This window comes from Streptomyces sp. NPDC001157 (genome assembly GCF_053598255.1).
The window spans coordinates 120,658-146,597 of sequence record NZ_JBSFJW010000024.1; the positions used below are offsets into that span (position 1 = coordinate 120,658).

General features: G+C 69.5%; 22 protein-coding genes and 1 tRNA gene. 4 read left to right on the forward strand and 19 right to left on the reverse strand.

The genetic code is table 11. From position 1 onward, the window contains the following. Positions 1 to 119: 119 nt before the first annotated feature. Positions 120 to 269 carry a hypothetical protein gene (locus ACWDAG_RS32735; RefSeq protein ID WP_450699164.1) on the forward strand — a complete coding sequence of 50 codons (150 nt, stop codon included), beginning with the start codon at positions 120 to 122 and terminating at the stop codon, positions 267 to 269. Between the two features lie 172 nt (positions 270 to 441). Here ACWDAG_RS32735 and ACWDAG_RS32740 read toward each other — a convergent pair whose 3' ends face one another. The 9 genes from ACWDAG_RS32740 to ACWDAG_RS32780 form a co-directional block, all read right to left on the reverse strand. Beyond that, a complete protein-coding gene (locus ACWDAG_RS32740; RefSeq protein ID WP_450699165.1) occupies positions 442 to 1,878 on the reverse strand; it encodes a terminase large subunit domain-containing protein in 1,437 nt (478 codons plus the stop codon). Positions 1,879 to 1,931: 53 nt separating this feature from the next. After that, entirely contained in the window at positions 1,932 to 2,465 is a 534-nt protein-coding gene (locus ACWDAG_RS32745; RefSeq protein WP_450699166.1) for a hypothetical protein, read from the reverse strand. Between the two features lie 25 nt (positions 2,466 to 2,490). Continuing rightward, positions 2,491 to 3,393, reverse strand: a complete 903-nt coding sequence (locus ACWDAG_RS32750; RefSeq protein ID WP_450699167.1) for a ParB N-terminal domain-containing protein — start codon at positions 3,391 to 3,393, stop codon at positions 2,491 to 2,493. A gap of 2 nt (positions 3,394 to 3,395) precedes the next feature. Next, positions 3,396 to 4,730, reverse strand: a complete 1,335-nt coding sequence (locus tag ACWDAG_RS32755) for a putative antirestriction adenine methyltransferase (protein WP_450699168.1) — start codon at positions 4,728 to 4,730, stop codon at positions 3,396 to 3,398. Positions 4,731 to 4,875: 145 nt separating this feature from the next. Continuing rightward, complete coding sequence (locus ACWDAG_RS32760; protein ID WP_450699169.1) at positions 4,876 to 5,019, reverse strand: hypothetical protein; 144 nt, start codon at positions 5,017 to 5,019, stop codon at positions 4,876 to 4,878. Positions 5,020 to 5,137: 118 nt separating this feature from the next. Beyond that, positions 5,138 to 5,548, reverse strand: coding sequence for a hypothetical protein (locus ACWDAG_RS32765; RefSeq protein WP_450699170.1), 411 nt, complete (start codon positions 5,546 to 5,548; stop codon positions 5,138 to 5,140). A 395-nt stretch (positions 5,549 to 5,943) separates the two neighbouring features. Continuing rightward, positions 5,944 to 6,228: a hypothetical protein gene (locus tag ACWDAG_RS32770; RefSeq protein ID WP_450699171.1), complete on the reverse strand. Its 285-nt coding sequence runs from the start codon at positions 6,226 to 6,228 to the stop codon at positions 5,944 to 5,946. Between the two features lie 248 nt (positions 6,229 to 6,476). Then, entirely contained in the window at positions 6,477 to 7,634 is a 1,158-nt protein-coding gene (locus tag ACWDAG_RS32775; RefSeq protein ID WP_450699172.1) for a ParB/RepB/Spo0J family partition protein, read from the reverse strand. A 472-nt stretch (positions 7,635 to 8,106) separates the two neighbouring features. Next, on the reverse strand, positions 8,107 to 8,277 hold the full coding sequence (locus ACWDAG_RS32780) for a hypothetical protein (RefSeq protein WP_450699173.1): 171 nt from the start codon (positions 8,275 to 8,277) through the stop codon (positions 8,107 to 8,109). A 227-nt stretch (positions 8,278 to 8,504) separates the two neighbouring features. On the opposite strand from ACWDAG_RS32780, the gene ACWDAG_RS32785 reads away from it, so the two are divergent. Continuing rightward, on the forward strand, positions 8,505 to 9,047 hold the full coding sequence (locus ACWDAG_RS32785) for a hypothetical protein (RefSeq protein ID WP_450699174.1): 543 nt from the start codon (positions 8,505 to 8,507) through the stop codon (positions 9,045 to 9,047). A gap of 4 nt (positions 9,048 to 9,051) precedes the next feature. Beyond that, positions 9,052 to 9,867, forward strand: a complete 816-nt coding sequence (locus ACWDAG_RS32790; RefSeq protein WP_450699175.1) for a hypothetical protein — start codon at positions 9,052 to 9,054, stop codon at positions 9,865 to 9,867. Here ACWDAG_RS32790 and ACWDAG_RS32795 read toward each other — a convergent pair. Together ACWDAG_RS32795 and ACWDAG_RS32800 are read right to left on the reverse strand one after the other, a co-directional pair. Then, positions 9,845 to 10,825, reverse strand: a complete 981-nt coding sequence (locus ACWDAG_RS32795; protein WP_450699176.1) for a recombinase family protein — start codon at positions 10,823 to 10,825, stop codon at positions 9,845 to 9,847. The two genes, ACWDAG_RS32790 and ACWDAG_RS32795, sit on opposite strands and share 23 nt — an antisense overlap. A 113-nt stretch (positions 10,826 to 10,938) precedes the next feature. Continuing rightward, entirely contained in the window at positions 10,939 to 11,193 is a 255-nt protein-coding gene (locus ACWDAG_RS32800; protein WP_450699177.1) for a helix-turn-helix domain-containing protein, read from the reverse strand. 155 nt (positions 11,194 to 11,348) lie between these two features. Here ACWDAG_RS32800 and ACWDAG_RS32805 point away from each other — a divergent pair, with 155 nt between their 5' ends. Then, a complete protein-coding gene (locus ACWDAG_RS32805; RefSeq protein WP_450699178.1) occupies positions 11,349 to 12,917 on the forward strand; it encodes a tyrosine-type recombinase/integrase in 1,569 nt (522 codons plus the stop codon). A gap of 96 nt (positions 12,918 to 13,013) precedes the next feature. On the opposite strand, the gene ACWDAG_RS32810 is transcribed toward ACWDAG_RS32805, so the two are convergent. The 8 genes from ACWDAG_RS32810 to ACWDAG_RS32845 form a co-directional block, all read right to left on the reverse strand. Continuing rightward, a tRNA-Thr gene (locus tag ACWDAG_RS32810) sits at positions 13,014 to 13,090 on the reverse strand. A 107-nt stretch (positions 13,091 to 13,197) separates the two neighbouring features. Then, on the reverse strand, positions 13,198 to 14,781 hold the full coding sequence (locus ACWDAG_RS32815) for an alpha/beta hydrolase (RefSeq protein ID WP_450699179.1): 1,584 nt from the start codon (positions 14,779 to 14,781) through the stop codon (positions 13,198 to 13,200). Between the two features lie 106 nt (positions 14,782 to 14,887). Then, a complete protein-coding gene (locus ACWDAG_RS32820) occupies positions 14,888 to 16,093 on the reverse strand; it encodes a DNA polymerase III subunit delta' (protein ID WP_450699180.1) in 1,206 nt (401 codons plus the stop codon). A 434-nt stretch (positions 16,094 to 16,527) separates the two neighbouring features. Then, positions 16,528 to 19,743, reverse strand: a complete 3,216-nt coding sequence (gene tmk / locus ACWDAG_RS32825; RefSeq protein ID WP_450699181.1) for a dTMP kinase — start codon at positions 19,741 to 19,743, stop codon at positions 16,528 to 16,530. Between the two features lie 178 nt (positions 19,744 to 19,921). Continuing rightward, on the reverse strand, positions 19,922 to 22,759 hold the full coding sequence (topA, locus tag ACWDAG_RS32830; RefSeq protein WP_450699182.1) for a type I DNA topoisomerase: 2,838 nt from the start codon (positions 22,757 to 22,759) through the stop codon (positions 19,922 to 19,924). Positions 22,760 to 23,008: 249 nt separating this feature from the next. Continuing rightward, positions 23,009 to 23,206: a hypothetical protein gene (locus ACWDAG_RS32835; RefSeq protein ID WP_450699183.1), complete on the reverse strand. Its 198-nt coding sequence runs from the start codon at positions 23,204 to 23,206 to the stop codon at positions 23,009 to 23,011. Positions 23,207 to 23,582: 376 nt separating this feature from the next. Further along, positions 23,583 to 25,118: a DUF7059 domain-containing protein gene (locus ACWDAG_RS32840; RefSeq protein ID WP_450699184.1), complete on the reverse strand. Its 1,536-nt coding sequence runs from the start codon at positions 25,116 to 25,118 to the stop codon at positions 23,583 to 23,585. Positions 25,119 to 25,161: 43 nt separating this feature from the next. Beyond that, the gene (locus ACWDAG_RS32845; RefSeq protein ID WP_450699185.1) at positions 25,162 to 25,755 is read right to left on the reverse strand and encodes a small secreted protein; all 594 of its coding nucleotides are present in this window, start codon (positions 25,753 to 25,755) and stop codon (positions 25,162 to 25,164) included. Positions 25,756 to 25,940 lie beyond the last annotated feature (185 nt).

Consider the following 25,940-nt stretch of genomic DNA (forward strand, 5'->3'; position numbering starts at 1 on the left):
CACCCATATATGAGTTCAACACCCTAGGATCACACGCACAGTTGGTCAGTTGTCCCTCCTGCTGGGCGTTACCGAGCCCAGCACGTCGCCCACAGGGTCACGCCCGGAGGGAGGAACAAGTGGCCAAGCACGCTCGACGCCGCAAGCACGACAAGAAGGAGGCAGCAGATGATTCAGAACGAGTAGAACGCGGCGAGCGGACGATGCTCGTGATCAGGATTGCCGTCCTGATCATCGAGCTCGCCCGCTTCCTAGACGGCGGCAACTAGCCGCATCCGCGGGGGACCGTTCCAGACGTCCAAGTACGAGACGGCCCTCGCATGTGGCGGTGCCTTAATACGGCACCGCCACATCTGTATCTCCAATTAAGCAACTTGCGCAGGGGCATGCGTCAAGTTAATCGCGTCAAGTCATAAGAGACGGCGCCCGTTTCGCCGCTGCCTACCGTCGACCGCTCAGTCGTTGGTCATTACCACCACGGGGTGGCGGCATCGTCGGGTCGAGGAACAGATCCCACAACGCCCACACCGCGCTGTCGAGCAGGTCCGGCGAGTCCTCCGTCTCGCCCTGCCCGACAAACGTCGTCATCTGCTCCTCCAACTCCGCGAACACCCGTGCCGAGCCCACGTGATGCACCCGCGCCTGCTCGTACAACTGCGCCGCCGGAGCCGCCCGCGCCCGCTTCCCACGCGTTGCGTGAACGATCCTCCAGTTCACCGTCGGATCCACCTGCTCCAGCAGCGCAGGAAGGTAGTCGCCGCCGTTATTCGCCTCGATGACCACGCAGTCCGCACGGTGCTCGTGATACAGCTGCGCGGCCCGCTTCATCGCCTGCGTCGGCGTGTGCCGGTCCTGCTCGCAGTGGAGCAGATACCCGCGGGGCCGGTCGTCCCCGAACATCGACTCCACGGGATAGCCGCGCCCGGCCACGGTGAAGGCCGTCATGTCCGCGTTCTCGTGCGACTTGGTGGCCGGGTCGACGGCGACGACCAGGCGCTGAAGGTCCGGCAGGTGCTCCGGGCGGGGCCGGAAGCCCTCGACCTCCAGCATCCATCCCTTCCACAGGGCGCCCTCGACGTCCTCAAGGAGTTCGCCGGACAGCTCCTGCCGCCCCAGCCGGGTGCCGGCGTACTCCTCCTCCAACTCCTCGCGGGCTGCCGCAGACAGGTTGGCGTCGTTCTCCCGCATGTGCCCACGCGTCAGCACCACCCGCGGGGGTGCCCCGCCCTCCCGGTGCACCTTCTCCTGGTTACGTCCGCGCTCGACGAGACGCTTCACGTGCGGCAGCGGCTTCGGCGTGGTGGAGATGACGACCTGCGGGGTATCCGCCTCACGCAGGCAGAACCACAGCATGTCGTAGACCTCTTGCGCGGTATGCCGCGACCAGGCCGCGTACTCGTCGCACCAGGCCTTGTCGAACGCCCACCCACGCAGGTTGTCCGGCGTCTCCGCACCGAACCCACGGATCAGCGTGCCGTTCTTCAGCTTGAGAACGGTGTCACCGAGCGACGAGTTGTACTTCGCCACCTCCTCCGGCGGGAACACCGACAACAGCCCCGACTTCGGCGACTCGAAGCAGATGTCCCGCACCAACGTGGCGTTCTTCGCGACCACCGCGATCTGCAACCCCGGCGTCTGCGCCCACTCCCGTACCGCCTCCGCCGCCGTCCGCGACTTCCCCCAACCACGGCCCGTGAGCAGCATCCACACCGTCCACAGCCACAACGGCCGCCGCTGCGCAGCACGAGCATGGTGATGCAGCCACCCCTCGTGCGGCAGCCCGTCACAGTCCGGGACTTCGCAGGCCCACCGCCGCGCCGACAGCTCATCGGCCCGGATCAACTCCCGTATCTCCGACCTGAGCTGCTCATCGCTCATGACCGACGGATCCGCAAAGTCCTCGACCATCCGCCGCTTGGCCCGCCCCCGGGTCACTGGTCACCCTCCGACAACCGGCGCTCCAGCTCGCGCCGCAGCTGATCCATCCGCGCCCGGCGATCCTCATCCGACAAGGCGGCGACGTCAGCGCCCTGGTCCCGGTCCTCGACCGCCCCGACGGCAGGTGCCTCGCCCACGGCCCGGCGTTCGATCTCGGCCGCGACCTGGATGTACCGCAGCAGCTCCGACGGCGACAACTCCCGAGGGTCAAGCGTCTGCAGCCGAGCCACCGCCTTGCTCTGCACCGCCTGCGCCAACTTCGCATGCCTACGCGCGATGTCACGCCGCGCCTGCGCCTGCTCTGCCAGGAACAGCCGGTCCTGCTCCCGGTCGTACGCCGTCGCCCGCACCACCCATGCGAACTGCCGCGACCACCGGCCCACCAACGCGCGGGATTTATCCAACTCCCGTGCCACCTTCGTGACACTCCGCGCGGGGCCGAGATCGCGGTACACGGCGAACGCCTCGAACGCCTGGACCGACTCCCCGCTCTGCCGCTCCCAGGACTCCACGGTGCCCTCGGCCACCGCTCACCTCCTGGCCGACGGCCCTCTAGTCGTGCTGTGCGGCCAGGACTTCTAGCGCCCGCCACCGCTCGTCCGCCGGCACGGTGCCGTCCTGCACCATCCGGTCGATCACCGCCCGCACGGCGGCTGCTGTCTCCACCGGCAGTTCCCGCACCCCGAACACCGTCTCCAAGGGGGCCGCGCCCTTGCGGGTCGGCTCACCTGTGGCAGCGTCGAACCAGCCCTCGGCCAGCTCGCCCAGATGCCGCTCGAACACGGCGAGGATCACGCCGAGCGCCGTGGCGCTGTTGCCGATCTTGTACGCGGCCCGCGAGGTCTCCAGCGCATCGAGCACCGGCTCGTACTGCTCCAATCCGGCCAGCCACCGCTGGTCCGCTGTCGCCGTCGACCGAGCCGCGTCGAACGCGGCCTCTGCCCGCTCCAGTTCGTCGGGCAGGAACATGAACTGCACGCTGGCGAAGTCGAGGTTCGCTTCACCTAGAGAGGCGACGTCCACCTTCTCCAGCAGATCCAGGGTCTTGTCGTCCAGACCTGTGTACTGGCGCCACTCCACATTCTCCAGCTCGTCGTATAGCTCCTTGAGGATCGCCGGATCATCCTGGCCCGCGATCGCGTTGTGGGAGAGCTGGAGCGCGATCTGCCGCTGCCGGGGCAAGGGCTCGTCGATCTGCATCCACCAGATCTGCGGCAGGCCGGCCTCGATCGCGGCGAGCGTGCGATGGTTGCCGGACAGCACCACCAGCCGCCCCGACTCCGTGTCGTTCCACACCAGCGGCGTCGAGGTCAGATGCCCGTCGCGCTCTATGTTCGCCACGAGCTGCCGGAACTGCTCGTGCGGCAGGAACCGCGCGTTCACGTCCAGCAGCGTCAGCGTGCGCGGGTCACCCTGCACCATCTGCGGCGGGGCAAGGCGGTTGGTGTCCTCCATGGTCAGACTCCCGTCTTCGTGCTCGGGGCGCCCCACCGCTTCGCCCATATCTTCAGAGCCTCTGCCAGCGTGTGCTGGCCCATGGCCCCGTTGTACTGGAGCTGGAACTTCCAGCCGTCCTCGTTCGACGGGCCGCGCTTGGTCAGCCGCAGCAGCCCGCGGTACTTCATCGACACCGGGTTGTTGCTGAACGCCGTCGTGGACACCTGCCGGATGCGCCGGGAGAACGACCGCTGGCACAACAGCTGCGCCTCGGTGCTGGTGGCCGCGAGCACGACCAGCTTCGACAGCCGCGGGTAGTCCGTCGGCGCGACCGCGAAGTCGGAGAGCAGGTAGGCCTCGTCCGGGGTGTAGCTGCTGGGCGCCATCGCGAAGACGCCGAGCAGCCGCCCGCCGCCGTCCCGGACCGCGACAGCCAGGTTCGCCGCCCCGGGCGCGATCCTCGGGTTGAGGTACCGCGAGCGCAGGGCGTTGAACTGGCCCGGCTTCAACAGCGACAGCGAGAGCGGACCCACCAGCTCGTCGCCCTCCCGCAGGCGCGGAGCCTTCACCGGCTCGATCGGCTGACGCGGCCCGACAATCCGGGTCCGCGCCTCGCTGGCGTACACGTAGAAGGGAGCGGCCCGCGGCGTTGCCTTGATCACCCCGCGCAGGTACGGGTGCAGCTCCGGCACGTCGTGGTTGGAGGCAGTCAGCCAGTACGGCCGGTCCGTGATCGCGCCGAGCACGCCGACCACGTCCGCGTCAGACAGCGGTTCGTACTGTGGCGCATCCCAGGTGAAATGAGCTTCCAGTGGCTCGTACAGCTTCTCGTAGCCATTGCTGTAGAAGGGAGGGAAGCTGCACACCGGAGCATCGCGGGGGACCTTCTGTAGCCAGGTGCGCACGTCCTCCACCTCGTACGAGGCGAGAGCGATGTCCGAGCCGGACAGCCGCTCAACCGTCTCCTCGTGCTTGGCCTTCCACTGCTCCCGGTAGGAGCGCACCACCCGTTCATGCCACAGCCCGTCGCGCCCGACGCTGGCAAGGAACCGTGTGCCGAGCATGAGCGTGGCGACGGTGCCGACCCCGTCGTCCAAGGAGTCTGCGAGCCAGCCGAGTTCGTCTCGGCTCTCCTCGCGGAGCTGGATGCCGACCGGTTGTCTGGTGAGCCACCGGCCGACCGCGCTGGTGTAGATGGACACGTCGGAGGAGTGCAGGGCGAAGCCCATGCCGGCCAGTGACCGCTCGATGGTGAAGTTGCCGCAGCACGGCACGTACACCGCACCCCGCGGCCAACTGCCCGCGGTCTCCCGCACGATGGACCGCATGGGGCCCGGGATGGTGCCCTGGAACATCTCTCGCCTCCTGACAGACGACAGCGCCCGGCCTGGCGGATGCCGGACCGGGCGCTGCGCGGGAACCTCACACAAGATGCACGCAGCACCTTGGAATATTGTCACCTATCTTTTGGTTGGCATTGTCGGCCATCGGGCTGGCACGTCAGGCCGTCAGGCGCTTGCTCCAGGACCACACGCCCTCGTCGTCTGTCTGCATCACGGCCACGGCGAAGCCGTCTTCGCCACCCGCCTGCACCCAGACCATGAGGTGGTCCTCGTGGACGAAGTCGACCTGGGCCGCGTACACGCCGTCCGCGACGTCCTCGTGTCCTGCAGGCGGACCCGGATGCAGGAGCCGGGCTGGACTTCGTTGAGGTGCTTCGTCGTCTTCCCTCTGGGATAACTCACCGGTCCGGGCACTCCGTTCACAGCAGCGTGCCTTGCTCGTACTGGCCGGCCAGCGGCCCCAGCTCGCGCACCTCGTCGCCCGTCACATCCTTCCACCAGGCGGCGAAGACCCTGCGGTGGCACCACTGCGCCGGGTCGGCCAGGTCTTCGAAGCAGAGCAGGACCAGCCGGTGGTCCTGCTCTGCGTTCACGATGACCCGCAGCCGCTCTGCGATGCGTGCAGGACCGAGCTGGTCGAGGTCGGCCCGGTAGGCGGCGGTGAACTCGGGGAGGGGCTTGGTGAAGTACTCCCGGCGCGGCGCCAGCTCCCGTACCGAGTACTGGAGGAGGTAGGGGAGCTTGAACCGCGGGGCGCCCAGGGTGATGCGAACGGGCACCCCTTGCGGGGCCTGGAATGCCTGGTATCGGTTGGTGAAGAGGGTGAGCAACCTGGCTCCTTCCTTGCTGGGGACGAGTGTCCCGTCATGCGTCTGGCCCCGGTCGGGGTCGACCGGGGCCGCTGGTGGTCTGGCCGGTGATCCGGCCGGAGGATCAGCACGCGCCCTGCCGCCACGCGCGCCTTTCCGCGTGACGCGCCGCTCGGCGACGCAGCTTCTTGGCACGGGGACCGTACTCACCGCGATACAGGAAGCAGGTGCACCCACGGCCGGCGTAGCGGCAGGTCTGCCCGTGCCCAGGGCGGACCGCGCCCAGCATCTTGGTCATTTCGAAAACCTCTCTTGGTGGCAGCCCGCCCGCCTGTCCCCGTGCACCGCGTCGGCCGCGCCTCTCGCAGGCGGGGGCTGTCGGACCGGACCGTGAGGTCCGGTCCGACAGGTAGGGCTCAGTCCTGGGGGCCGGCCTTCCGGGTGGTGGGCTGTGCCAGATGGATGGCGATGTCAAAAGCCTGGGGCTCACGGTTCGGGAACTCGGCCGTCACACGCAGGACCCGGTTGCACTCGCTGGCAACCCTGGAAGCCGTGGTCTTCTCGGTCTCGATAATGAACTCGGATGCCGGGCCAGGGATCCTGTCACGCGCCGAGTCCATGAGGTACTCAAGGAATTCGGTGAGGCTCCGGATGCCCGGGTCTGCCGATTCCTGACCCCAGTCCAGTTGAGAGTTATCCATTATCCCGCCCTCTTTTCCACTGTTGAGTTGAGAATGTTTTTCCCGCTTGACATTTATAATCTTAATGGAATTCGGGGAGCCAGTACACATTCACCCGGAATTAATTTCCGGGATTTCCGGGCGGATTTACGCGCGCTTTTGAGGCGGCGCACGTGCGGTGCCGCGACACCGAGCGGCACGGCTGGGATGTTCCCGGCCGCGCCCCTGGAGGGGAGGGAGGGACCCGGCCGCGCCGGGCCCCCTCTGCCTCACTTCGCCGTTGCAGGCTCCTGCGTCTTGGCGACTCCGGCGGCGGGCTCCGTCTTCTTCTGGGCCGGGACGGTGCGGGCGGGGCTCTTACCCGCGCCCGTGACCTTCGTGCGGGGGGCCGCCGGCTTGGCCGCCGCCTTCCTGGCGGTCGGCTTCGCCGCAGCCGTGGCCGATCCCTCGGACTTGGCCGCACCCTGCGGCTTGGCCGCCTGCGTCTTGGTGGCCTTCTGCTGGGCGGCTTCCTGCTGGACTTCGACGGCCGCCTTGTTGAACTCTTCCGCCATAGCCCGCTGGACGCCCTGGGCCTTGCTCAGCAGGTTCCGCACCTGCTGCACCTGGCTGTAGATCTTGCCGACGACGCGCACGTAGCGGTCGAGGTCGGTGCCGAGGATGACGGCCAGGTCCTCGGGCTTCTTCTCGCCCAGCTCTTCAAAGAGGGGGATCAGGATGTCCTCGGCCTTGCCCAGGCCGTCCTTGGCCTGGGCCCTGGCCTTCTTCCGCTGCTCCTGCACCTCCTCGCTGGGCGGCTCCTCGTTGGTGAGGGAGGTCTGCTTCTCCATCATCTTCAGCCCGTTGGCGAAGTGCTGGGCCTCGGCCTCGCTGTCGAAGTCGCCGCGCACGTACCGCATCGCGGCGACCATCTGGTTGGCCGGGCTGAGCTGGGCGATGTGCCAGGCCAGGTTGTTCTTGATCAGCTTGTCGTCGACCATCTTGGCGACCTCCGGGCGGAGGGTGAGCAAGCCGAGGCGCCAGGTGATGTGGGTCTCCGTCTTGCCGAACTGCTTGGCGATCTTGGCCGGGGTCCAGCCGGCCGCCTTGAGGTCGGCGTACGCGCCGGCCTCCTCCATGATCGTCATGTCCTCGCGGTTGACGTTCTCAGCGATGCTGAGGACGTACGCCTTCTCCTCGCTGGCGTCCTTGATGACCTTGGCCGGGATGGTCTCCAGGCCGGCCTCCTTGCAGGACCGCCACCGGCGCTCGCCCGCGATCAGCACGTAGGGAGCCTCGGCGCTCCCGGTCGGACGGACGACGACCGGCTGCAGGAGGCCGTTCTCCTTGATGCTGCCGGCCAGCTCCTTCAGCTTCGCCTCGTCGAAGAACTTGCGGGGCTGGTCGGGGTTGGGGACGATCTCCGAGATCTTGAGGTTGACGAACATTTCCCACGCCTTTCCGAATTCAAAGGAAAGCCGTCCTTTTTGGCTTTCCCTTTTTCCTTACACTTATATCTTAATCGCATACACCTCTAAAGCAAGTGGGAAATCCCTTTTTATTTCCGGAATTCAATTCCGAGCAATTTCCCATGGATCTGCCGACAGGGAGGAGCGGTGCGCCACGCCGAGGACGGCCCGCGGATGCGCCGAAACAGGGCGAGCCCGCCACGGCCTTGCGGCCATAGCGGGCTCCACTCCCATCACGCACCCCATCGACCGCACCGACGCGGCCGACTCCTCGCGGGCGGGGCGCGGGGGGGGGTCGGCCGCCCGCGAGGAGTAGGGAAGGGCGCCACCTGCGCGGCGCCATCGGGGCGGGTCCTCGACTGCCGTCCCTCCCGACGCCTGAGAAAGTACAGCAATACTCAAGCCTTGTCACCTATCTCTAGGGCGAGGGAGGCGCTGCACCCCCGCTGCTTCACTCCAGGTCTTCCACGGCGTGCGGATCCCGCCCGCTCTCAGGCATCAGAGCCAGGAGCTTCATGACCTTGCGCGCCTCCTCCCGGGGCGCCGCCCCGCCCGCACCGCGCACCACATGCGGGGCCAGCTTCGCGGCCTCCTTGATCCGCCGCCCGTCAACCTCGCACATGCGTTTCCTCCCGTAAATGACAAGCGCGTTGCCAGCGCCGTCCGCTGGAGCCCTACCGCGCACGGGCGTTGACCCGAGAGTGTGAAGCGTGGTGACACCCATCCTGCCCGCCCCACCCCTTCACGGAAACTACTCAGTAAACCGTGCAACCCATCCGACCTGCGACGTAGTGTGGATGTCAAGCGTTTACTATGCATGTCGCATATGCCGAAGCGGGGAGCGGGGAGATGGCAGACACGTCGGGGACGCCTGAACTCATGAGCCTGAGTGCCAAGTTGCTCGCCCTGCTGCGCCTGCGGCGCGACCCGGACGGGTTCACGCCCAGCGCCCGCGACATTGCACAGGCAACCTCAATCCCGGGGCAGCGCAAGCCAGTCGTCTCGACGAGTCAGGCAACCAGCCTTGTGAACGGCACCAGTTGCAACCCGCGCTCATCGACGGTCACTGCACTCGCGCAGGCGCTCGACGCCCCAGCCGCCTTCCTGCTGCCGGGGTGTGAATGGGACGACCTCACCGCGCTGCGCGTGTACCGGGACCGGCCCGAGGCGCGCGAGGCGCTGCGCTTAATGGAAGGCCTCGAGACCGAGAACATCGCTGAAGTCATGTCGATGCTCAGGAAGATGCGCCGGGATGCAGGGCTTCCCGAAGGTGTCCCGGCGATCCCCCCTCCGCCTCCTGGCGTCGACCAACCCCGTGAAGGCCGGCCTCGCCGCCTGAGGAGCCTGAGCGAAGCCGCTGAGAGGGCAGCGGCTGACCTGGAAGGACGCTGATCCCTTGACCACCCCCCTCTTCAGCGCGAGCGCCCTCCTCACCGCACTCGCCACCGCCGTCTACCTCGCCTACGCTCCCCGGTCCCCACGCCGGGAGCAGTCGCTCCTCGCCCGCCGCGCCCTTGTCGTGCTGTGCGCAGGTGCCTTCACCAGCGCATGCCTGCTGGCTCCGCCCGTCGCCGCGGCAGTGGACCGAGTCACGGGCCACGGCGGTGCGGGCGCTCTCCTATGGGATATGACCAGCGGGCTGACCATTCTCAGCATGCAACTCGTGACGGTGAACTGGTGGTACCCGACCGCCTGGGTCCGCGCAGCCGTTGTGGCCCACATCGTCTTCTTCTGCGGTGTCATGGCGGTGCTGGTCTGGGAGTTCCAATACGTCCGCGCCTCGTCCGCCCAGCTGTTCTTGGCATCCCATGTCAACGGCATGACGGGCGCCTTCGTACTGACGCACCTCGGCTTCCTGGTCGTCATGGCCACAGCAGTCAGCCTGCAGTACATCGCCCTGGCCTGCCGCGCCTGGTCGCGCAGCAGACCCGTCGCAGCTTCCGGTCTCGCCGTCAGCGCCGTGGGGTGCGTGCTGGGCCTGGCCTACTCCGGCACCCGCGCCGGGCTCACCATCGCGCACCTCGCGGGAAGGACACTGCCGTCCGTCATCGAGACACACGTGGTGCCCATCACCGGCGCCCTGGCGGCGCTCCTCGTCACGGTGGGCATCACCCTGCCCACGATCACGCAGCGGGCGCTCCTGCCGCGCAGCCGACCGGCAACGGACCGGGCCGCCAAGGACACAGCCGTCAGGCGGATGGCTCTTCCGTAGACGACGGCGAGTCCCACGAGCGCCACTTCAAGGTCACCCGGTCCTCGTCCACGGTGCGCGAGCCCCTGGACTTGGCCGGGTAGACCGCGATCTGCTCCACGAAGAGCACGAGCAGGCCCCTCTTCGAGGCCATCGGAGCATGGTTCCACCACCGGACGAGATCAGGGATATCGCCCACGGGCACATGCTTGGCCTGCTCCAGGAGGCGGGCCTGTGTGGACTTGTTCCGGATCAGCTCCGCCAGTTCCTTGTCGGCCGCCTGGAACGCCGCCAGCGACATGACCTTGCCCTGCCCGTAGCTCTTGCCGAGTTCCTCCTGCCTGAGAGCGGCGGCCTCGGCCTCCTGGCGCAGCTCTTCGGCCCGCGCAAGCAGCTCATCACGCGCCTGGCCGATCAGCGCCGCCACCTCCGGCTTGGCCAGCTCGCCCAGTACCTGTTCGCCGAGGTACGCCTCCAACAGGTCGGCGTTGATCCGGACCTTGCCGCACCCGCCAGGGCGGCGGCCCGTGGCTGGCACGCAGCGGTGGCCACGGCTGCCCGAGTTGGACGGCGATGCACTCAGGGCGAACCCGCACAGACCGCAGACTCCCATACCGGCCGAGAGCAGATACTCGCGATCGGGCGCCCGTCGCTTGTCAGGGTCTCTGGACGGGCGCATCGCACGGACGGCCAAGAAGTCTTCGACAGGGACGATCCGGGGACCGCCGGAGTCCACCAGGTTTCCGTTCCCGTCCTCCATCAGGCCGGCAATGGCCGGATGGTCGAGAACAGCCGCGAGAACCGGAGGCTGGAACGGGTTGCCGAACGTCGTGCGATACCCCTCAGCGTTGATCCACTCGCACACCTCCTCGGTGCTCTGCTTGAGCAGGCGTCGCGAGATGGCCCCCCTGATGCCCTCCGCCTCACTCTCGCGCACGCGTCGGTGCGCCACATCCTCGAATCCGAACAGCCGCGGCATCTCCTGGACTCCTCGCCCTCACAACCGACCCCCTGGCATGGGTCACTCTAGTGGTAGATAGGTCGCCATTTTGCAAAAACACCACACATCTTTCATGTGTGGTGCTCGACAGATCACGCATGCCCGGACGCCAGCCCCTCAACCTCCAGGACCTTCCACAAAGCCGCCGTCGGCACGCGAGTCTTCCCGCCCAGCGCGAGCGTCCGGACCGGGAAAGCCTCATTCCGGATCAACTCATACGCCTTGTCACGGCTGATACCCAAAGCCCGCGCGGCAGTTGTCACATTGACGGTCGCCGGAAGAGCCAACAGCTCCTCAAGCCCCATCGCTCCGGCCGGTGCCTGTACGCCCGCTCCCTGAGCAGTCATCTCGCTGGTCGCAATCTCCCCCGCGCCAACTTGCAGGTGACTTTACCCCAGTGTCCGACAGCCCCCACAAGATCGAGATGAGTCTTGCACCACCCCGCAAGACCGCGACAGAACCATCCGCACCAAGGCTGCCAGCCAGCCCCCAGGGGAGACCTGTGTTCAAGGACAAGACCTACAAGCGATGCGCGTGCAAGGGGCCGCTCACGGACAAGCAGGGCAAGCCGATCCTCAACGAGGACGGCAGCCCGAAGATCGGCTACCTGGAAAAGCGATGCCCCAAGCTCAAGCGCCGCGACCATGGCTCCTGGTACTACTCCATCGAGGTCCCCGCCGGCCCCGGCGGCAAGCGCCGCCACCCCAAGAAGGGCGGGTTCAAGACCCAGGAAGAGGCCGCAGCCGCAGCAGCCAAGGTCTACCGAGACGCACAGGCCGGAGTCGACGTCCTGTCGGACGAGACCGTCGGTGAATACCTGAGCCGCTGGCTCGAAAACCAGCACGATCTCAAGGCCACCACCAGCAACGGTTACGAGGACTACCTGCGCCTGTACTTCACCCCGTACCTCGGCCACATAAAGCTCCGTGAGCTGCGCCCACGCCACATCGAGGAGATGTTCACCGCCATCCAGGCGGAGAACAAGGTGAAGGAGAAGAACCAGGAGGCCGCCCAACTGGCCCGTGCCGCCGAGAAGAAGGCACACGCCGCCTGGCGCGACGCCACCGCGCCGCGGGACCCACAGCTCAGGAAGGCGTGGAACGACGCCAAGGCCGACCTGAAAGCCGCGCTCGCCCGCCCTCGGCGCCAAACCGGCCCCGCGACGCAGCACCGCATCAAGATGGCGCTCAGCTCGGCCCTCGAAGACGCCCGCAAGCGCCGGATGATCACCGACAACTGGGCGGCCATGGTCCAGACACCCCGCATGCGCAAGCCCAAGGCGCTGGAGTGGACGCCCGCCCGCGTCGAAGCCTGGCGCAAGACCGGCAAGAAACCCTCGCCCGTCATGGTCTGGACGCCGGAGCAGACCGGCACGTTCCTCGACTCAGTGGTCTACGACCGGCTCTACCCCCTGTGGGTCGTCATCGCCTTCCTCGGCCTGCGCCGCGGTGAAGCATGCGCACTGTCGTGGGCGGAAGTAGACCTCGACGCCGGTGTCATCCACATCACCGAAGAGATCGTCACCATCGCCTACGAGCCGCACGAGGACACGCCCAAGTCCGACAACATCCGCGACATCGCCCTGGACGAGGACACGATCGCCCTCCTGCGCTGGTGGCGCGACCGCCAGCAGACCGAGAAGGAAGAGTGGCTCGAAGCCACGGGAGAGTGGACCGACAGCGGCCGGGTGTTCACCCTGGAGGACGGCACGGAGTACCACCCGCAGTACTTCTCCGACCGCTTCGAGCGCCTCTACAAGAAGGCCGACCTGCCGCCGATCCGGCTGCACGACCTACGCCACGGATCCGCGACGCTCGCTCTGCGCGCGGGCGTAGCCATGGTCGCCGTACAACGCAGGCTCGGACACTCCTCGATCCGTGTCACTTCGGACATCTACACGACCGTCCTCGCCGAGGTCGAGCGAGAGGCCGCAGAAGCAACCGTCTCCGTCGTACCGCGCGCCCGCAAGCGCGTCATCCCGCAGCCCAAGTCCGAGGACGAGGCACAGGCGGAGCAGGACGAGCAGGACTCCGGCGACACTCCGGATGTTCCCACCGAGGACGCTGCCTGACGGCATGTTCCCAGGTCGTTCCCATCCGCTCACGCAGAAGGCCCCCGCGATCTTCGCGGGGGCCTTCTGTTCGAACTGTTTTCCCTGGTCAGAGGGTGGAGCCGCCTTCGGGATTCGAACCCGAGACCTACGCATTACGAGTGCGTTGCTCTGGCCATCTGAGCTAAGGCGGCGCGCCGTCCGCACTATGGTGCGATCAGCAACGTCGGTAAGTCTACACAGTTTCGAGGGGTGCTCCGTACCAGCCCCGGGGGGTGGCTCCGCGGGGCTGGTCGCAGGGCTATGAGCAGTGCTTTCCCTTGGTCGGAGGGGTTCCGCGGAGCAGGTAGGCGTCGATCGTGGAGTCGATGCAGGAACTGCCGCGGCCGAAGGCGGTGTGGCCGTCGCCCTCGTAGGTGAGGAGGCGGGCCGAGGTGAGCTGGCGGGACAGGGACTGGGCCCAGCGGTACGGGGTCGCCGGGTCTCGGGTGGTGCCGACCACGACGATCGGGGCCGCGCTCACGGCCTTGATGCGGTGCGGGGCACCGGTGGGCTGCACCGGCCAGTACGCGCAGTTCAGGGAGGCCCAGGCGAGCCCCCTGCCGAAGACCGGGGAGGCCTTCTCGAAGGACGGGAGCGCCTTCTCCACCTGTTCGGGGCGGGCGAAGGCACCCGGCAGGTCCAGGCAGTTCACGGCGGCGTTGGCGGACATCAGGTTCGTGTAGTGGCCGGCGGCGTTGCGCTCGTAGTAGCTGTCGGAGAGGACGAGCAGGCCCGCGCCGTCCTTCTCCTTCATCGCGGAGGTCAGCGCCTCGCGCAGCTGCGCCCACGTGCCCTGGTCGTACATCGCCGCGATCACGCCGGTGGTGGCGAGGGCCTCGCCGAGCTTGCGGCCGTCGGCGTCGCCGGTGGGGATGGGGTGCGCGTCCAGTTCCTTGAAGAAGGCACTGAGGTGGTCGCCGACCTGAGCGGGCGTGGTCCCCTTGCGGCCGAGTGGGCAGTCGGGCTGCTGCACGCAGTCCTTCGCGAAGGACTGGAACGCCGTCTCGAATCCCGCGGTCTGGTCCAGGTTCAGCCGGCGGCTGCTCAGCGACGGGTCCATCGCGCCGTCCAGCACCAGCCGGCCCACCCGTTCCGGGAAGAGTCCGGCGTACGTCGCCCCGAGGAACGTCCCGTACGACGCCCCCACATACGTCAGCTTCGAGTCCCCCAGCACCGCCCGCAGGATGTCCATGTCACGGGCCGCCTCGACGGTGGAGACGTGCCGCAGCAACTCCGCCGAGTGCTTCCCGCAGCTCTCCGCGAACTTCTGGTAGGCCTCGACGAGTTCCGTCGTCTCCTTGGGTGTGTCCGGCGTGGTGTCCGTCTGTGTGTACGTGTCCATCTGCCGGCCGTCGAGGCATTCGACGGGCTCGCTGCGGGCGACGCCGCGCGGGTCGACGGCGACCATGTCGTAGCGGGCGCGGACCTCCGCCGGGTAGCCGACACCGGCGTACTGCTGCAGATACCCGATCGCCGAGCCGCCCGGCCCGCCCGGGTTCACCAACAGGGAACCGAGTGGCTTGCCCTTGCCGGTGGCCTTCTTGCGGGCGACGGCGAGCCGTACGTCCCCGGCGTCCGGCCTGGCGTAGTCGAGCGGTGCTTTCATCGTGGCGCACTCGAAGCCCGCGGAACCGCAGGTGCGCCAGCTCAGCTTCTGCCCGTAGTACGGCGACAGAGCGGACGGCGTCGACCGCGGCAGCGCGGCCAGTACCGCCTCCGCCGCGTTGCTGCCGGTGCTCGCGGTGCCTCCGGTGGAGCAGGCGGAGACGAGCAGTGCGGCCGCGGCGAGGAGGGTGGCTGCGGTTCGGGGACGACAGGGACGGGAGCTGCGCCTGATGTACATCAGGCGAGCGTAACTCTGTGCAGTCGCCCGGATGCTTTCCGTGCGCGCCGTGCCTCGTATGAATTACCTCGTCAACTTCCCGTTGATCACCGGCTGTCTTGCGCGGTCAGCCCGCTCTGAGGGCCATCGTCATCGCCTCCACCGCCAGCAGCGGAGCCACATTGCGGTCGAGGGCCTCGCGGCAGGCGGCGACCGCCTCGATGCGGCGGAGGGTCGACTCGGGGGAGCTGCCGCGGGCGAGGCGCTCCAGGGTGTCCTCGGCGTCCGCGTTGGCGATGGCCACGCGGGTGCCGAGCTGGAGGGCCAGGACGTCGCGGTAGAAGCCGGTGAGGTCGGTCAGGGCGAGGTCGAGGCTGTCGCGCTGCGTACGCGTTCTGCGCCGTTTCTGCTTGTCCTCCAGGTCCTTCATCACGCCCGCCGTGCCGCGCGGCATCCGGCCGCCCTGGGACGCACCCAGCGCTGCCTTCAGCTCCTCGGTCTCCTTGCCGTCCCGCTCCTCGGCGAGCTGCTTGGCGTCCTCGGCGGCCGCGTCGACGAGCTCCTGGGCGGCCTTGAGGCAGCCGCCGATGTCCTCGACGCGCAGCGGCAGCTTCAGCACGGCGGCGCGCCGCTCGCGGGCGGCCGGGTCGGTGGCCAGGCGGCGGGCCCGGTCGACGTGCCCCTGCGTGGCGCGGGCCGCCGCGGCGGCCACGGGCGGTTCGATGCCTTCCCGCCGTACGAGCATGTCGGCGACGGCGTCCACCGAGGGCGTGCGCAGGTTCAGGTGGCGGCAGCGGGAGCGGATGGTGGGCAGGACGTCCTCGATGGAGGGGGCGCACAGCAGCCAGACCGTACGCGGGGCGGGCTCCTCCACGGCTTTGAGGACGGCGTTGGCCGACTTCTCGTTCAGCCGCTCGGCGTCCTCGACGAGGATGACCTGCCAGCGGCCGTTGGCCGGCGAGGTGAACGACTTGCGGACCGTGTCGCGCATGTCGTCCGCGAGGATCTGCGTACCGACGGCGGCCACGGTGGTGACGTCCGCGTGCGTGCCGACGAGGGCGGTGTGGCATCCGTCGCAGAACCCGCAGCCCGGGGCTCCGCCGAGCGCGCGATCCGGGCTGACGCACTGCAGCGCGGCCGCGAACGCCCGCGCCGTCTGGGTCCGCCCGGCACCCGGCGGCCCTGTGAACAGCCAGGCATGCGTCATCTTCGACGCCTCGGGCGGCGGTGCGTCGGCGGCGGCCGCGGTGACCAGCGCATCGGCGTCCCGGGCAGCGGCGCCGAGCTGCTCGGCCACCTTCTCCTGGCCGACGAGGTCGTCCCAGACGGTCATGCTCACCCCGCCCTTTCGTCACGTTTCACGTTGCGGGATCCATTGTGCGGGCCGCCACTGACAATGACGGTCGATCGCCTGGTGCCACCCGACAGCTCCCGGGCGCCCTGGGCGAGGGAGCGGTTCTGTTGCTGCTCACAGAGGGCGAAGTCCGGACGGGCCAGATCCCCGCCGGCCACTCCGTCCCGACGCCAGGCGCACCGGACACACGGCTCCGGCTCACAGCAACCCCGGACGGCAAGGAGCCAGTCAGCCCCACACCAACCGATCACCCCGCCCACACACCGACGCCGGCCGCGCCGTCCCCGCGCCCGTGCCATCCCAGCAACCCCGCCCGGCCACGACCAGCCGCTCCGACACCGCCACCGCCACCGCCACCGAGCGAGGTCGAGCCCATGCTCCCGCACCCCCGCCCGGCCACGGTCCTGCCGGCCTCAGCCTCGACGCCCCCGGCCGCGCCGCCCCGGGCCCGCGCCGTCGTCGTCGTACTCGTCCTCGCGCGGGCCGAGCAGTTCGTCCGCCAGCGTCGGCAGGTCGTCCAGCGGTGTCTCCTCGGCCCAGTCGGAGCGCGCCCGGCGCCGGGGCTCGCCTTCGGCGTCGATCTGGGGCATCTCCCGGGTGCGGTCCTCGGCGCCGTCCGGCCGCGGGCCCGTGTGCTCGTCCCGGAAGAGCCCCGGCGGCACCCGATGTGCAGGATCCTCGCCCCGCACGGGAGGCAGCAGAGCGGTCTCGTCCTCCGCGCCGGAGGGCACCGGTGGCAGCACAGCCGTCTCGTCGGCGGCTCCCGGCACGACCGGCGGCAGCACGGCCGTCTCGTCCGTCGCCCCCGAGGGAGCCGGCGGCTGCGGCAGCTTCGCCGTCACCTCGGACTCGGACTCGCCGTTCCGCGCAACGCCCTGCTTCTCCTCGCGCACCGGTCGCAGCACCGCGGTCTCCTCCGCAGGCCCGCCCGACGCGTTCGTCGGCGTCACGACCGGGGTCGGCACGGTCGACGCCTCCGGTGGCACCGCGGGGGCCGCGGGGCGCTTGGGACCCGCCTCCGCGGCGGCCGCGGCCTGCTCGGCGAGCCGCCTGGCCTCCTCGGCTCGCAACAGCGCCTCCTCGGCCTTGCGCTGCTTCTCCAGGCGCCGTGCCTCGGCCTCGGCGTGCAGCCGGGCCTCCTCCTCGGCCTGCTTGCGCCGCCGCTCCTCGTCGGCCTTGCGGCGGGCCTCCTCCTCGGCGCGGGCCTTCTCCTCCGCGAGGAGGCGGGCCTGCTCCTCCTCGGCACGGCGGCGGGCTTCCTCGGCACGCTGCCTGGCTTCCTCCGCCTGCCGTTCGGCCTCGCGGCGCTGCGCCTCCTCCAGCTCGCGCCGCTTGCGCTCCTCCTCCTCGGCGCGCAGTCGCTCGAGCTGTTCCTGGCGCTCGCGCTCCAGCCGCTCCTCCTCGGCCTTGCGCGCAGCCTCTTCCTCGGCCTTGCGGCGGGCCTCCTCCTCGGCCTTCTTCCGCGCCTCTTCCTGGGCCTTCACCTCGGCCTCGGACAGCGGCAGCATCTGGTCGAGCCGGTGGCGTACGACGGTGGTGACGGCCTCGGGCTCCTGGCCCGCGTCCACCACCAGGTACCGCCCGGGGTCGGCCGCGGCCAGCGTGAGGAAACCGGACCGCACGCGCGCGTGGAACTCGGCCGGCTCCGACTCCAGCCGGTCCGGCGCCTCGGTGAACCGCTCGCGCGCGATGTCCGGCGCGACGTCCAGCAGCACGGTCAGGTGCGGGACGAGGCCGTTCGTCGCCCAGCGGTTGATACGGGCGATCTCCGTCGGGGACAGGTCACGGCCCGCCCCCTGGTAAGCCACGGAGGAGTCGATGTACCGGTCGGAGATCACGACCGCGCCGCGCTCCAGGGCGGGCCTGACCACCGTGTCCACGTGCTCCGCACGGTCCGCCGCGTACAGCAGGGCCTCCGCCCGGTGCGACAGCCCCGCGCTCGACACGTCCAGCAGGATCGACCGCAGCCGCTTGCCCACCGGTGTGGCCCCCGGCTCGCGGGTCAGCACGACCTCGTGGCCCTTGCCGCGGATCCACTCGGCGAGCGCCTCGGCCTGCGTGGACTTGCCGGCCCCGTCGCCGCCCTCCAGGGCGATGAAGAAACCGGAGTCCGTGGGCGTCTGCACCGGGTCGTCGCCGCCCAGCAGCGCGTCCCGCAGGTCATGCCGCAGTGGCACGCCCGAGCGGTCGTCGACCTTGGCCAGCACCAGCGCGGCCACCGGCAGCAGCAGCGCCCCGACCAGCATCAGCGTGAACGCGGCGCCGCCGTGTGCGAACACGAACTTGCCGTTCTCCAGCCGGTGCGGCCCGATCCCCGCCGCCACCACGGGCGCGATCACCGCGCCGAGCGCCACGCACACACGTACCACCGCGTGCAGGTGCTCCGTCGTACGCGCCCGCCGGTAGTCCTCGGCCTCCTGGTCGAGCAGCGTGTGCCCGGTGTTGGCGGCCACACCCGCGCCGATGCCGGCCAGGGCGACGATCAGCATGACCGTGGTGACGTCCGGGACGAGCCCGGCGGCCAGCAGCGCTACGCCGGTGAAGGCGATCGCCAGCGCGAGCAGCCGGCGCCGCGACAGGGTCGGCAGCACGGAAGGCGCCGTACGGATGCCGACGACGACACCGCCCGTCAGCGCGAACACCAGCAGCCCGTACGTCACCGGGCCGCCGTGCAGGTCCGTGGCGTGCAGCACGCAGACGGCGACGGCCGCGGAGATCGCACCCGCGACGGCGGCGGCCGAGAGCACCAGCAGCGGGATGGCGCCGGTGCGGCCCTTGTCCACGCCCGTGCCCGTCCTGGGGCGGCGCAGCCCCTCCAGCGGCGAACGCGCGCGCGGGGTGCGCGTGTCGGGCAGCTCCAGGAAGGTCACCACGGACAGCGAGGCGGCGAACAGGCCGGCCGCCACATACGAGGCGAGGGCCGCCTGGTGCTGGTCGAACCAGTCGATTCCGGTGCCGAGAAGGTTGTTGAGCAGCCCCGCGACGACGAGCGCGGCAGCCGCAAGCGGGATCGCCACGAAGCTCGTGCGCAGCGACAGGCGGCGCAGAGCGTCCATGTGGTCCGGCAGCGGTCGTACCGTCGCGCCCTCCGGGGGCGGGGCCGGCAGCAGGGCGGGCGCCGCGCTCTCGCGGCACACCGTCCAGAAGCGCTCGGCGACCGCGGTGACGAAGGCCGTGACCAGCAGCGCGGCCAGCGCGCTGTCGGGCGTCCAGTCGATCCACAGCGGCGCGACGATCAGCGCGGCGACGCGGACGCCGTCGGCGCCGACCATGGTCCAGCGGCGGTCGAGCGGGCCCTCCTGAGCGGTGAGCGAGGTCAGCGGCCCGAGCAGGACGGCTCCGAAGAGGAGCGTCGCCAGGATGCGCACGCCGAAAACGGTCGCCACTGCGAACGCCACTCCCCGGTACCCACCCCCGAACGAGCCCTCCCCGATCGCCGCCTGGAGGGCGAGGAGCACCAGCACGAGGAGGGAGAGGGTGTCGCCGACTCCACCCACGAGCTGTGCGCTCCACAACCGTCGCAGCTGCGGTCGGCGCAGCAGGGCGCGGACGGCACGCTCGCGGGAGTCCGCGACAAGGGCGTCGTCGGGGGCCGGGTGGTGGCCCGTTGGCTGCTCGGCTCGCGTCATGCATTCAGCCTATCGGGACCGACTGACAGCCCGGGGCGCACGTGCGGACGTGCGCACGCCCCGACACCAAAGCGATATCGGGGCGTTCGTTTTGCGAAGCGTCCGTGGAGGAAGGCGCCCCGGCTCAGTCGTCCTGACTCAGTCGTCCTGACTCAGCCGTTCCCTCAGCAGTTCTGCCTCAGTCGTCCGTCGCGGTCTTCGAAGCCGTCGCCTTCTTCGCGGCGGCCTTCTTCGCGGTGGTCGTCTTGGCAGCCGTCTTCTTCGCGGCCGTCGTCGTCTTCTTCGCCGCAGTCTTCTTGGCGGCCGTCGCCTTCTTGGCCGGGGCCTTCTTCGCGGGCGCCTTCTTGGCCGTCTTCTTGGCGGGCCCCTTCGCCCGCTTCTCGGCGAGCAGTTCGAAGCCGCGCTCGGGGGTGATCTCCTCGACGCTGTCGCCGGAGCGCAGGGTCGCGTTGGTCTCCCCGTCGGTGACGTAGGGCCCGAAGCGGCCGTCCTTGACGACCACCGGCTTCTCGCTGACCGGGTCGGTGCCCAGCTCCTTCAGCGGCGGCTTGGCGGCCGCGCGGCCACGCTGCTTGGGCTGCGAGTAGATCTCCAGCGCCTCGTCGAGCGTGATCGTGAAGAGCTGCTCCTCGGACTGCAGGGAACGCGAGTCCGTGCCCTTCTTCAGGTACGGCCCGTAGCGCCCGTTCTGCGCGGTGATCTCCTGGCCCTCGGCGTCCGTGCCGACGACGCGCGGCAACGACATCAGCCGAAGCGCGTCCTCCAGCGTCACCGTGTCCAGGGACATCGACTTGAACAGCGAGGCCGTACGCGGCTTCACGGCGTTCTTGCCGGTCTTCGGGGTGCCCTCGGGGAGCACCTCGGTGACGTACGGGCCGTAGCGGCCGTCCCGGGCGATGATCTGGTGGCCCGTCTGCGGGTCGGCACCGAGTTCGAAGTCGCCGCTCGGCTTGGCGAGCAGCTCCTCCGCGAGCTCGACGCTCAGCTCGTCCGGCGCGAGGTCCTCGGGCACGTCGGCCCGCTGGTGGCCCTCGGCGTCCTTCTCACCACGCTCGATGTACGGGCCGTAGCGCCCGACACGCAGCACGATGCCGTTGCCCACCGGGAACGACGACACCTCGCGCGCGTCGATCGCGCCCAGGTCGGTCACCAGCTCCTTGAGGCCGCCGAGGTGGTCCCCGTCGCCGTTGCCCGCCTCCGCGGCGTTGCCGTTGTCCGTGCCCTCGCCGAAGTAGAAGCGCTTCAGCCACGGCACGGACTGCGCCTCGCCGCGGGCGATGCGGTCGAGGTCGTCCTCCATCTTGGCGGTGAAGTCGTAGTCGACGAGCCGCCCGAAGTGCTTCTCCAGGAGGTTGACCACGGCGAAGGACAGGAAGGAGGGGACGAGTGCCGTGCCCTTCTTGAAGACGTAGCCGCGGTCGAGGATCGTGCCGATGATCGACGCGTACGTCGACGGGCGGCCGATCTCGCGCTCTTCGAGCTCCTTGACCAGGCTGGCCTCGGTGTAGCGGGCCGGGGGCTTGGTGGCGTGCCCGTCGACCGTGATCTCCTCGGCGCTGAGCCGGTCGCCCTCGGCGACCTGCGGCAGCCGGCGCTCGCGGTCGTCCAGCTCGGCGTTCGGGTCGTCGGCACCCTCGACGTAGGCCTTCAGGAAGCCGTGGAAGGTGATCGTCTTGCCGGACGCGCTGAACTCGACGTCCCGGCCGTCGGCGGCCGTGCCACCGATCTTCACTGTGACGGAGTTGCCGGTCGCGTCCTTCATCTGGGAGGCGACGGTGCGCTTCCAGATCAGCTCGTAGAGCTTGAACTGGTCGCCGGTGAGACCGGTCTCGGCGGGCGTGCGGAAACGATCACCCGAGGGCCGGATCGCCTCGTGCGCCTCCTGCGCGTTCTTGACCTTGCCGGCGTACGTCCGCGGGGCCGACGGCAGGTAGTCGGCGCCGTACAGCTGCGTCACCTGGGCGCGGGCGGCGGCCACGGCGGTGTCGCTCAGCGTCGTGGAGTCCGTACGCATGTAGGTGATGTAGCCGTTCTCGTACAGCTTCTGCGCGACCTGCATGGTGGCCTTCGCGCCGAAGCCGAGCTTGCGGCTCGCCTCCTGCTGCAGCGTCGTCGTACGGAACGGGGCGTACGGCGAGCGGCGGTACGGCTTGGACTCGACCGAGCGCACCGAGAACTGCGTGTTCTCCAGGGCGGCGGCGAGGGCGCGGGCGTTCGCCTCGTCCAGGTGGAGGGTGTTCGCGCTCTTGAGTTGTCCCAGGGAGTCGAAGTCGCGGCCCTGCGCGACCCGCCTGCCGTCGACGGTCTGCAGGCGGGCGATCAGCGACGACGGGTCCGACGGATCCCCCGCGCGACCGGTCGCGAAGGTGCCCGTCAGGTCCCAGTACTCAGCAGAACGAAACGCGATGCGCTCACGTTCCCGCTCCACGACGAGTCGTGTCGCGACCGACTGGACGCGGCCGGCCGACAGCCGCGGCATGACCTTCTTCCACAGGACCGGCGAGACCTCGTAGCCGTAGAGACGGTCGAGGATGCGGCGGGTCTCCTGGGCGTCGACCATGCGCTTGTTGAGATCGCGCGGGTTGGCGACGGCCTCGCGGATCGCGTCCTTGGTGATCTCGTGGAACACCATGCGCTTGACCGGGACCTTGGGCTTCAGCACCTCCAGGAGGTGCCACGCGATGGCCTCGCCCTCGCGGTCCTCATCGGTGGCGAGGAAGAGCTCGTCGGAGTCGGCGAGCAGGTCCTTGAGCTTCTTGACCTGGGCCCTCTTGTCAGCGTTGACCACATAGATGGGCTGGAAGTCGTGTTCGACATCCACACCGAGGCGGCGGACCTCACCGGTGTACTTCTCCGGCACCTCCGCGGCGCCGTTGGGAAGGTCGCGGATGTGCCCGACGCTCGCCTCGACGATGTAGCCGGGGCCGAGGTAGCCCTTGATCGTCTTCGCCTTGGCAGGCGACTCGACGATGACGAGTCGGCGGCCGCCGTGTGCGGTCTCGCTGGTCGGGGACAACTTCGCTCTTCTCTCCGGTCGACGCTGGGGCCTCCCCGGATGGTTCTCGGTCCCGGGGGCGGGTCGTGGTGACGCTGCGGAGTGTGACGGTACATCCCGCCCCCGTGTCAAACGGGAAAAGCCCGCAACGGCCACTCGAACGGTAACCCGACTACCGCCATTCCTGCCGCCCGGAGTAGCCACCGGCCTTTTCGAGCCTGTCCGGAGGATCACCTCTCAATTAACGGATCCGCAGCTCCGGGGCGGCTTTCAGACCCGGGTCAGGCACCATGTTCCGAGGGCCAGCATGATCACCGAGGCAAGGCTCGCGAACGTCGCCGATGCGACGGGGTTCACACCATGGGCGACCGGCTCGCCGTGCCGTACCCGGGTCACGGTCCACGCCAGCAGCGCCCCTCCGAACAGGGCGAACACCACCCCAGCGAAGATCGCCGGTCCACTCTCCATGGCTTGCTGTGCCCCTTTTCTCCCGTTCGCGAGTGCCCCGCCCGGCGAGACTGACACGCGTGGGCGGCGCACAGGCGAACCCGGGGTGAACGCGGAGCCGACGGACGTGTGGACTCACCCGGCACCGGGACCTCGCCCTGCCCTCGCCCGCGGCCCCAGCCGTCCCGGCCCGCCACGCAGCCGTACACCAGGCACTCGGGCCCGGCGCCAAGGTCGACTCGAATTAGTTGCTGCACAGCTTGTTCCTGCACAACTCGTTCGCTTTGTCGATGACCTTCTCGCAGCTCAATTCGCCAGGGGGCACGAACAGCCGCTGTGGCAGACCTGCAAATCCGCGCCCGCGTCCCGAAAGCGGCCTCCCTTCGCCGCCCCACCCCTACGCCGGCTCGAGGAATCCCTGCTCCACCAGCAGTCTGATCTGCGCCGGTGTACGGTCGCGCAGCAACACCGGGTCCTCGCCCACCAGTTGGGCGATCGCGTCCAGGATGCGGCCGGCGCTCAGCGAACCGTCGCAGACGCCCGCGAAGCCCGCGCCGACCGTGTCCACCTTGGTGGCCCGGCGCATGCCGCGGTGCTGGCGCAGCACGACGTGCTCCGGGTCCTCGGCGCCGGGCAGCCCGACCTGCTCCTGGACGACCTCGGAGACGAGCTTGAAGTGCCCTTCCAGCAGGGCCGCGTCGTCATGCACACGCAGGTAGTCGAGACGGTCGAAGTGCGCCCGTACCGTGTCACCGAGAGGCTGCTCGACCGAGTGCGGCCACTCCTCCACGGTGATCGAGGGCACGGCGGCCGTCGTCCTGCGCAGGGTGATCCAGCCGAAGCCGACGGCCTTCACCTTGCGCGCCTCGAACTCGTCCAGCCAGGCGTCGTAGCGCGCCTGGTACTCGGCCGGGTCGCCCCGGTGGTCACCGGCGTCCCTGAGCCACAGCTCGGCGTACTGCGTGACGTCCTGGACCTCGCGCTGCACGATCCACGCGTCGCAGCCGCGCGGCACCCACGACCTGATCCTGTCCTGCCAGTCCTCCCCCTCCACGTGCTGCCAGTTGGCGAGGAACTGCGCGAACCCGCCCTCGTTCAGCCGCTCCCCCGCACCTTGAACGATCGACCGGCACAGATCGTCCCCGCCCATCCCGCCGTCCCGGTACGTCAGCCGGGCACCGGGCGAGATCACGAAGGGAGGGTTCGACACGATCAGGTCGTACGTCTCGTCGTCGCGCACCGGCTCGAACAGCGAGCCCTCGCGCAGTTCGGCCGCCGGGGCGCCGGAGAGCGCCAGCGTGAGCGCGGTGATGTGCAGCGCGCGCGGGTTGAGATCGGTCGCCGTCACGCGCGTGGCGTGCTGCGCGGCGTGCAGCGCCTGGATACCGGAGCCGGTGCCGAGGTCGAGCGCGGCGGAGACAGGCGTACGGACGGTGATGCCCGCAAGGGTCGTGGACGCGCCGCCGACGCCGAGGACGACGCCCTCCTCACGGCTGCCGATCCCGCCCGCTCCACCGACCGCACACCCGAGGTCCGAGACGATGAACCAGTCCTCGCCGCCGGGCCCGCCGTACGGCCGTACGTCCACGGTCGCGGCCACGTCGCCCTTGGAGTCTCCACCGGCCCGCACCAGCCAGCCGCTCTCCAGGCACTCCTCGACCGGCAGAACGTCCGCCACGCGCGCGTGCGGCACGGGCTGCTGCAGCAGGAACAGCCGTACGAGCACCTCCAGCGGCGTGTCCCCACGGGTCGCCCGGAGCGCGGGCACGGTCTCGCTGCGTGCCAGCGCCGCGTATGCGGGGGCGCCGAGCAGTTCGAGCAGCCCGTCGGCGGTGAAGGACGCCCCCAGCAGGGCGTCCCGCAGCCGGGCGGCGACATCGGAACGGCCGGGAGCAGGGGCAGCGGGCAGGGCGGGCAGGCCTGAGGTACTCACGCCCCCATTGTGGCGGGGCGGAGGGGTCGGCTGCAGCTCCGGCTCAGCTCGCGGCCGGCGAGGGGGCGGTGGAGGCGCTCTTGCAGCTGGCCTGCTTGGCCATCGACTTGCCGACGTCGCCCGCCTCGAGGTTCTTCAGGGCGTCGTTGCCGCTCGTGCTCAGCTTGTCCAGGGAGGTCGCGATGTCCTTGAGGCCGTCGGCGAACTTGGCCTGGTCCTTGACGTCGAGCCCGTCGACCTTCTTCTGCAGAGCGGCGTACGCCGCGGCGATGTCGTCGAGCTCCTTGACCGCGTCCGTCTGCTTCTTCGCACCGCTGTCGACATCGGGCGCCCCGGCCTTCTGGACCGCGTCACCGATCGCCTTGTAGGCGTCCGACATGTCCTGGAAGGCCTGGGCGTCGGTCTTGCGGACGTCGTCCGGCGTGCTGTTGTCCGAGGTCTGCTTCTGGATCGCGGCGTTGGCGGCCTCGATCTTCTTGGCCTGCGGCTGCACGGCGTCGCAGACCTGCTTGGCCCAGGCATCCAGCTTGTCGTTGCCGTTGTCGCTGCTGGTGCAGCCGGACAGCGCCAGTACCAGTACCGCACCGCCGGACAGTGCGGCCGCGAGCTTCTTGTTCACCGGATTGGTCCCTTCCATGGCTCTCGGCCCCGGAACATACACGCCGAGCGGGTGACAGCCGCATGCCGAACGATGACTATGACACCTTTTGTGACCAATTGCACCAGGCGCCCTCGAAGGGGCTGAGGAACCCTTGGGGGAAGCCGTTCTCCCAGGCCAGATACAAGTGCCGGTCCTGCAGCAGATAGATGGCGAGGCGGCGG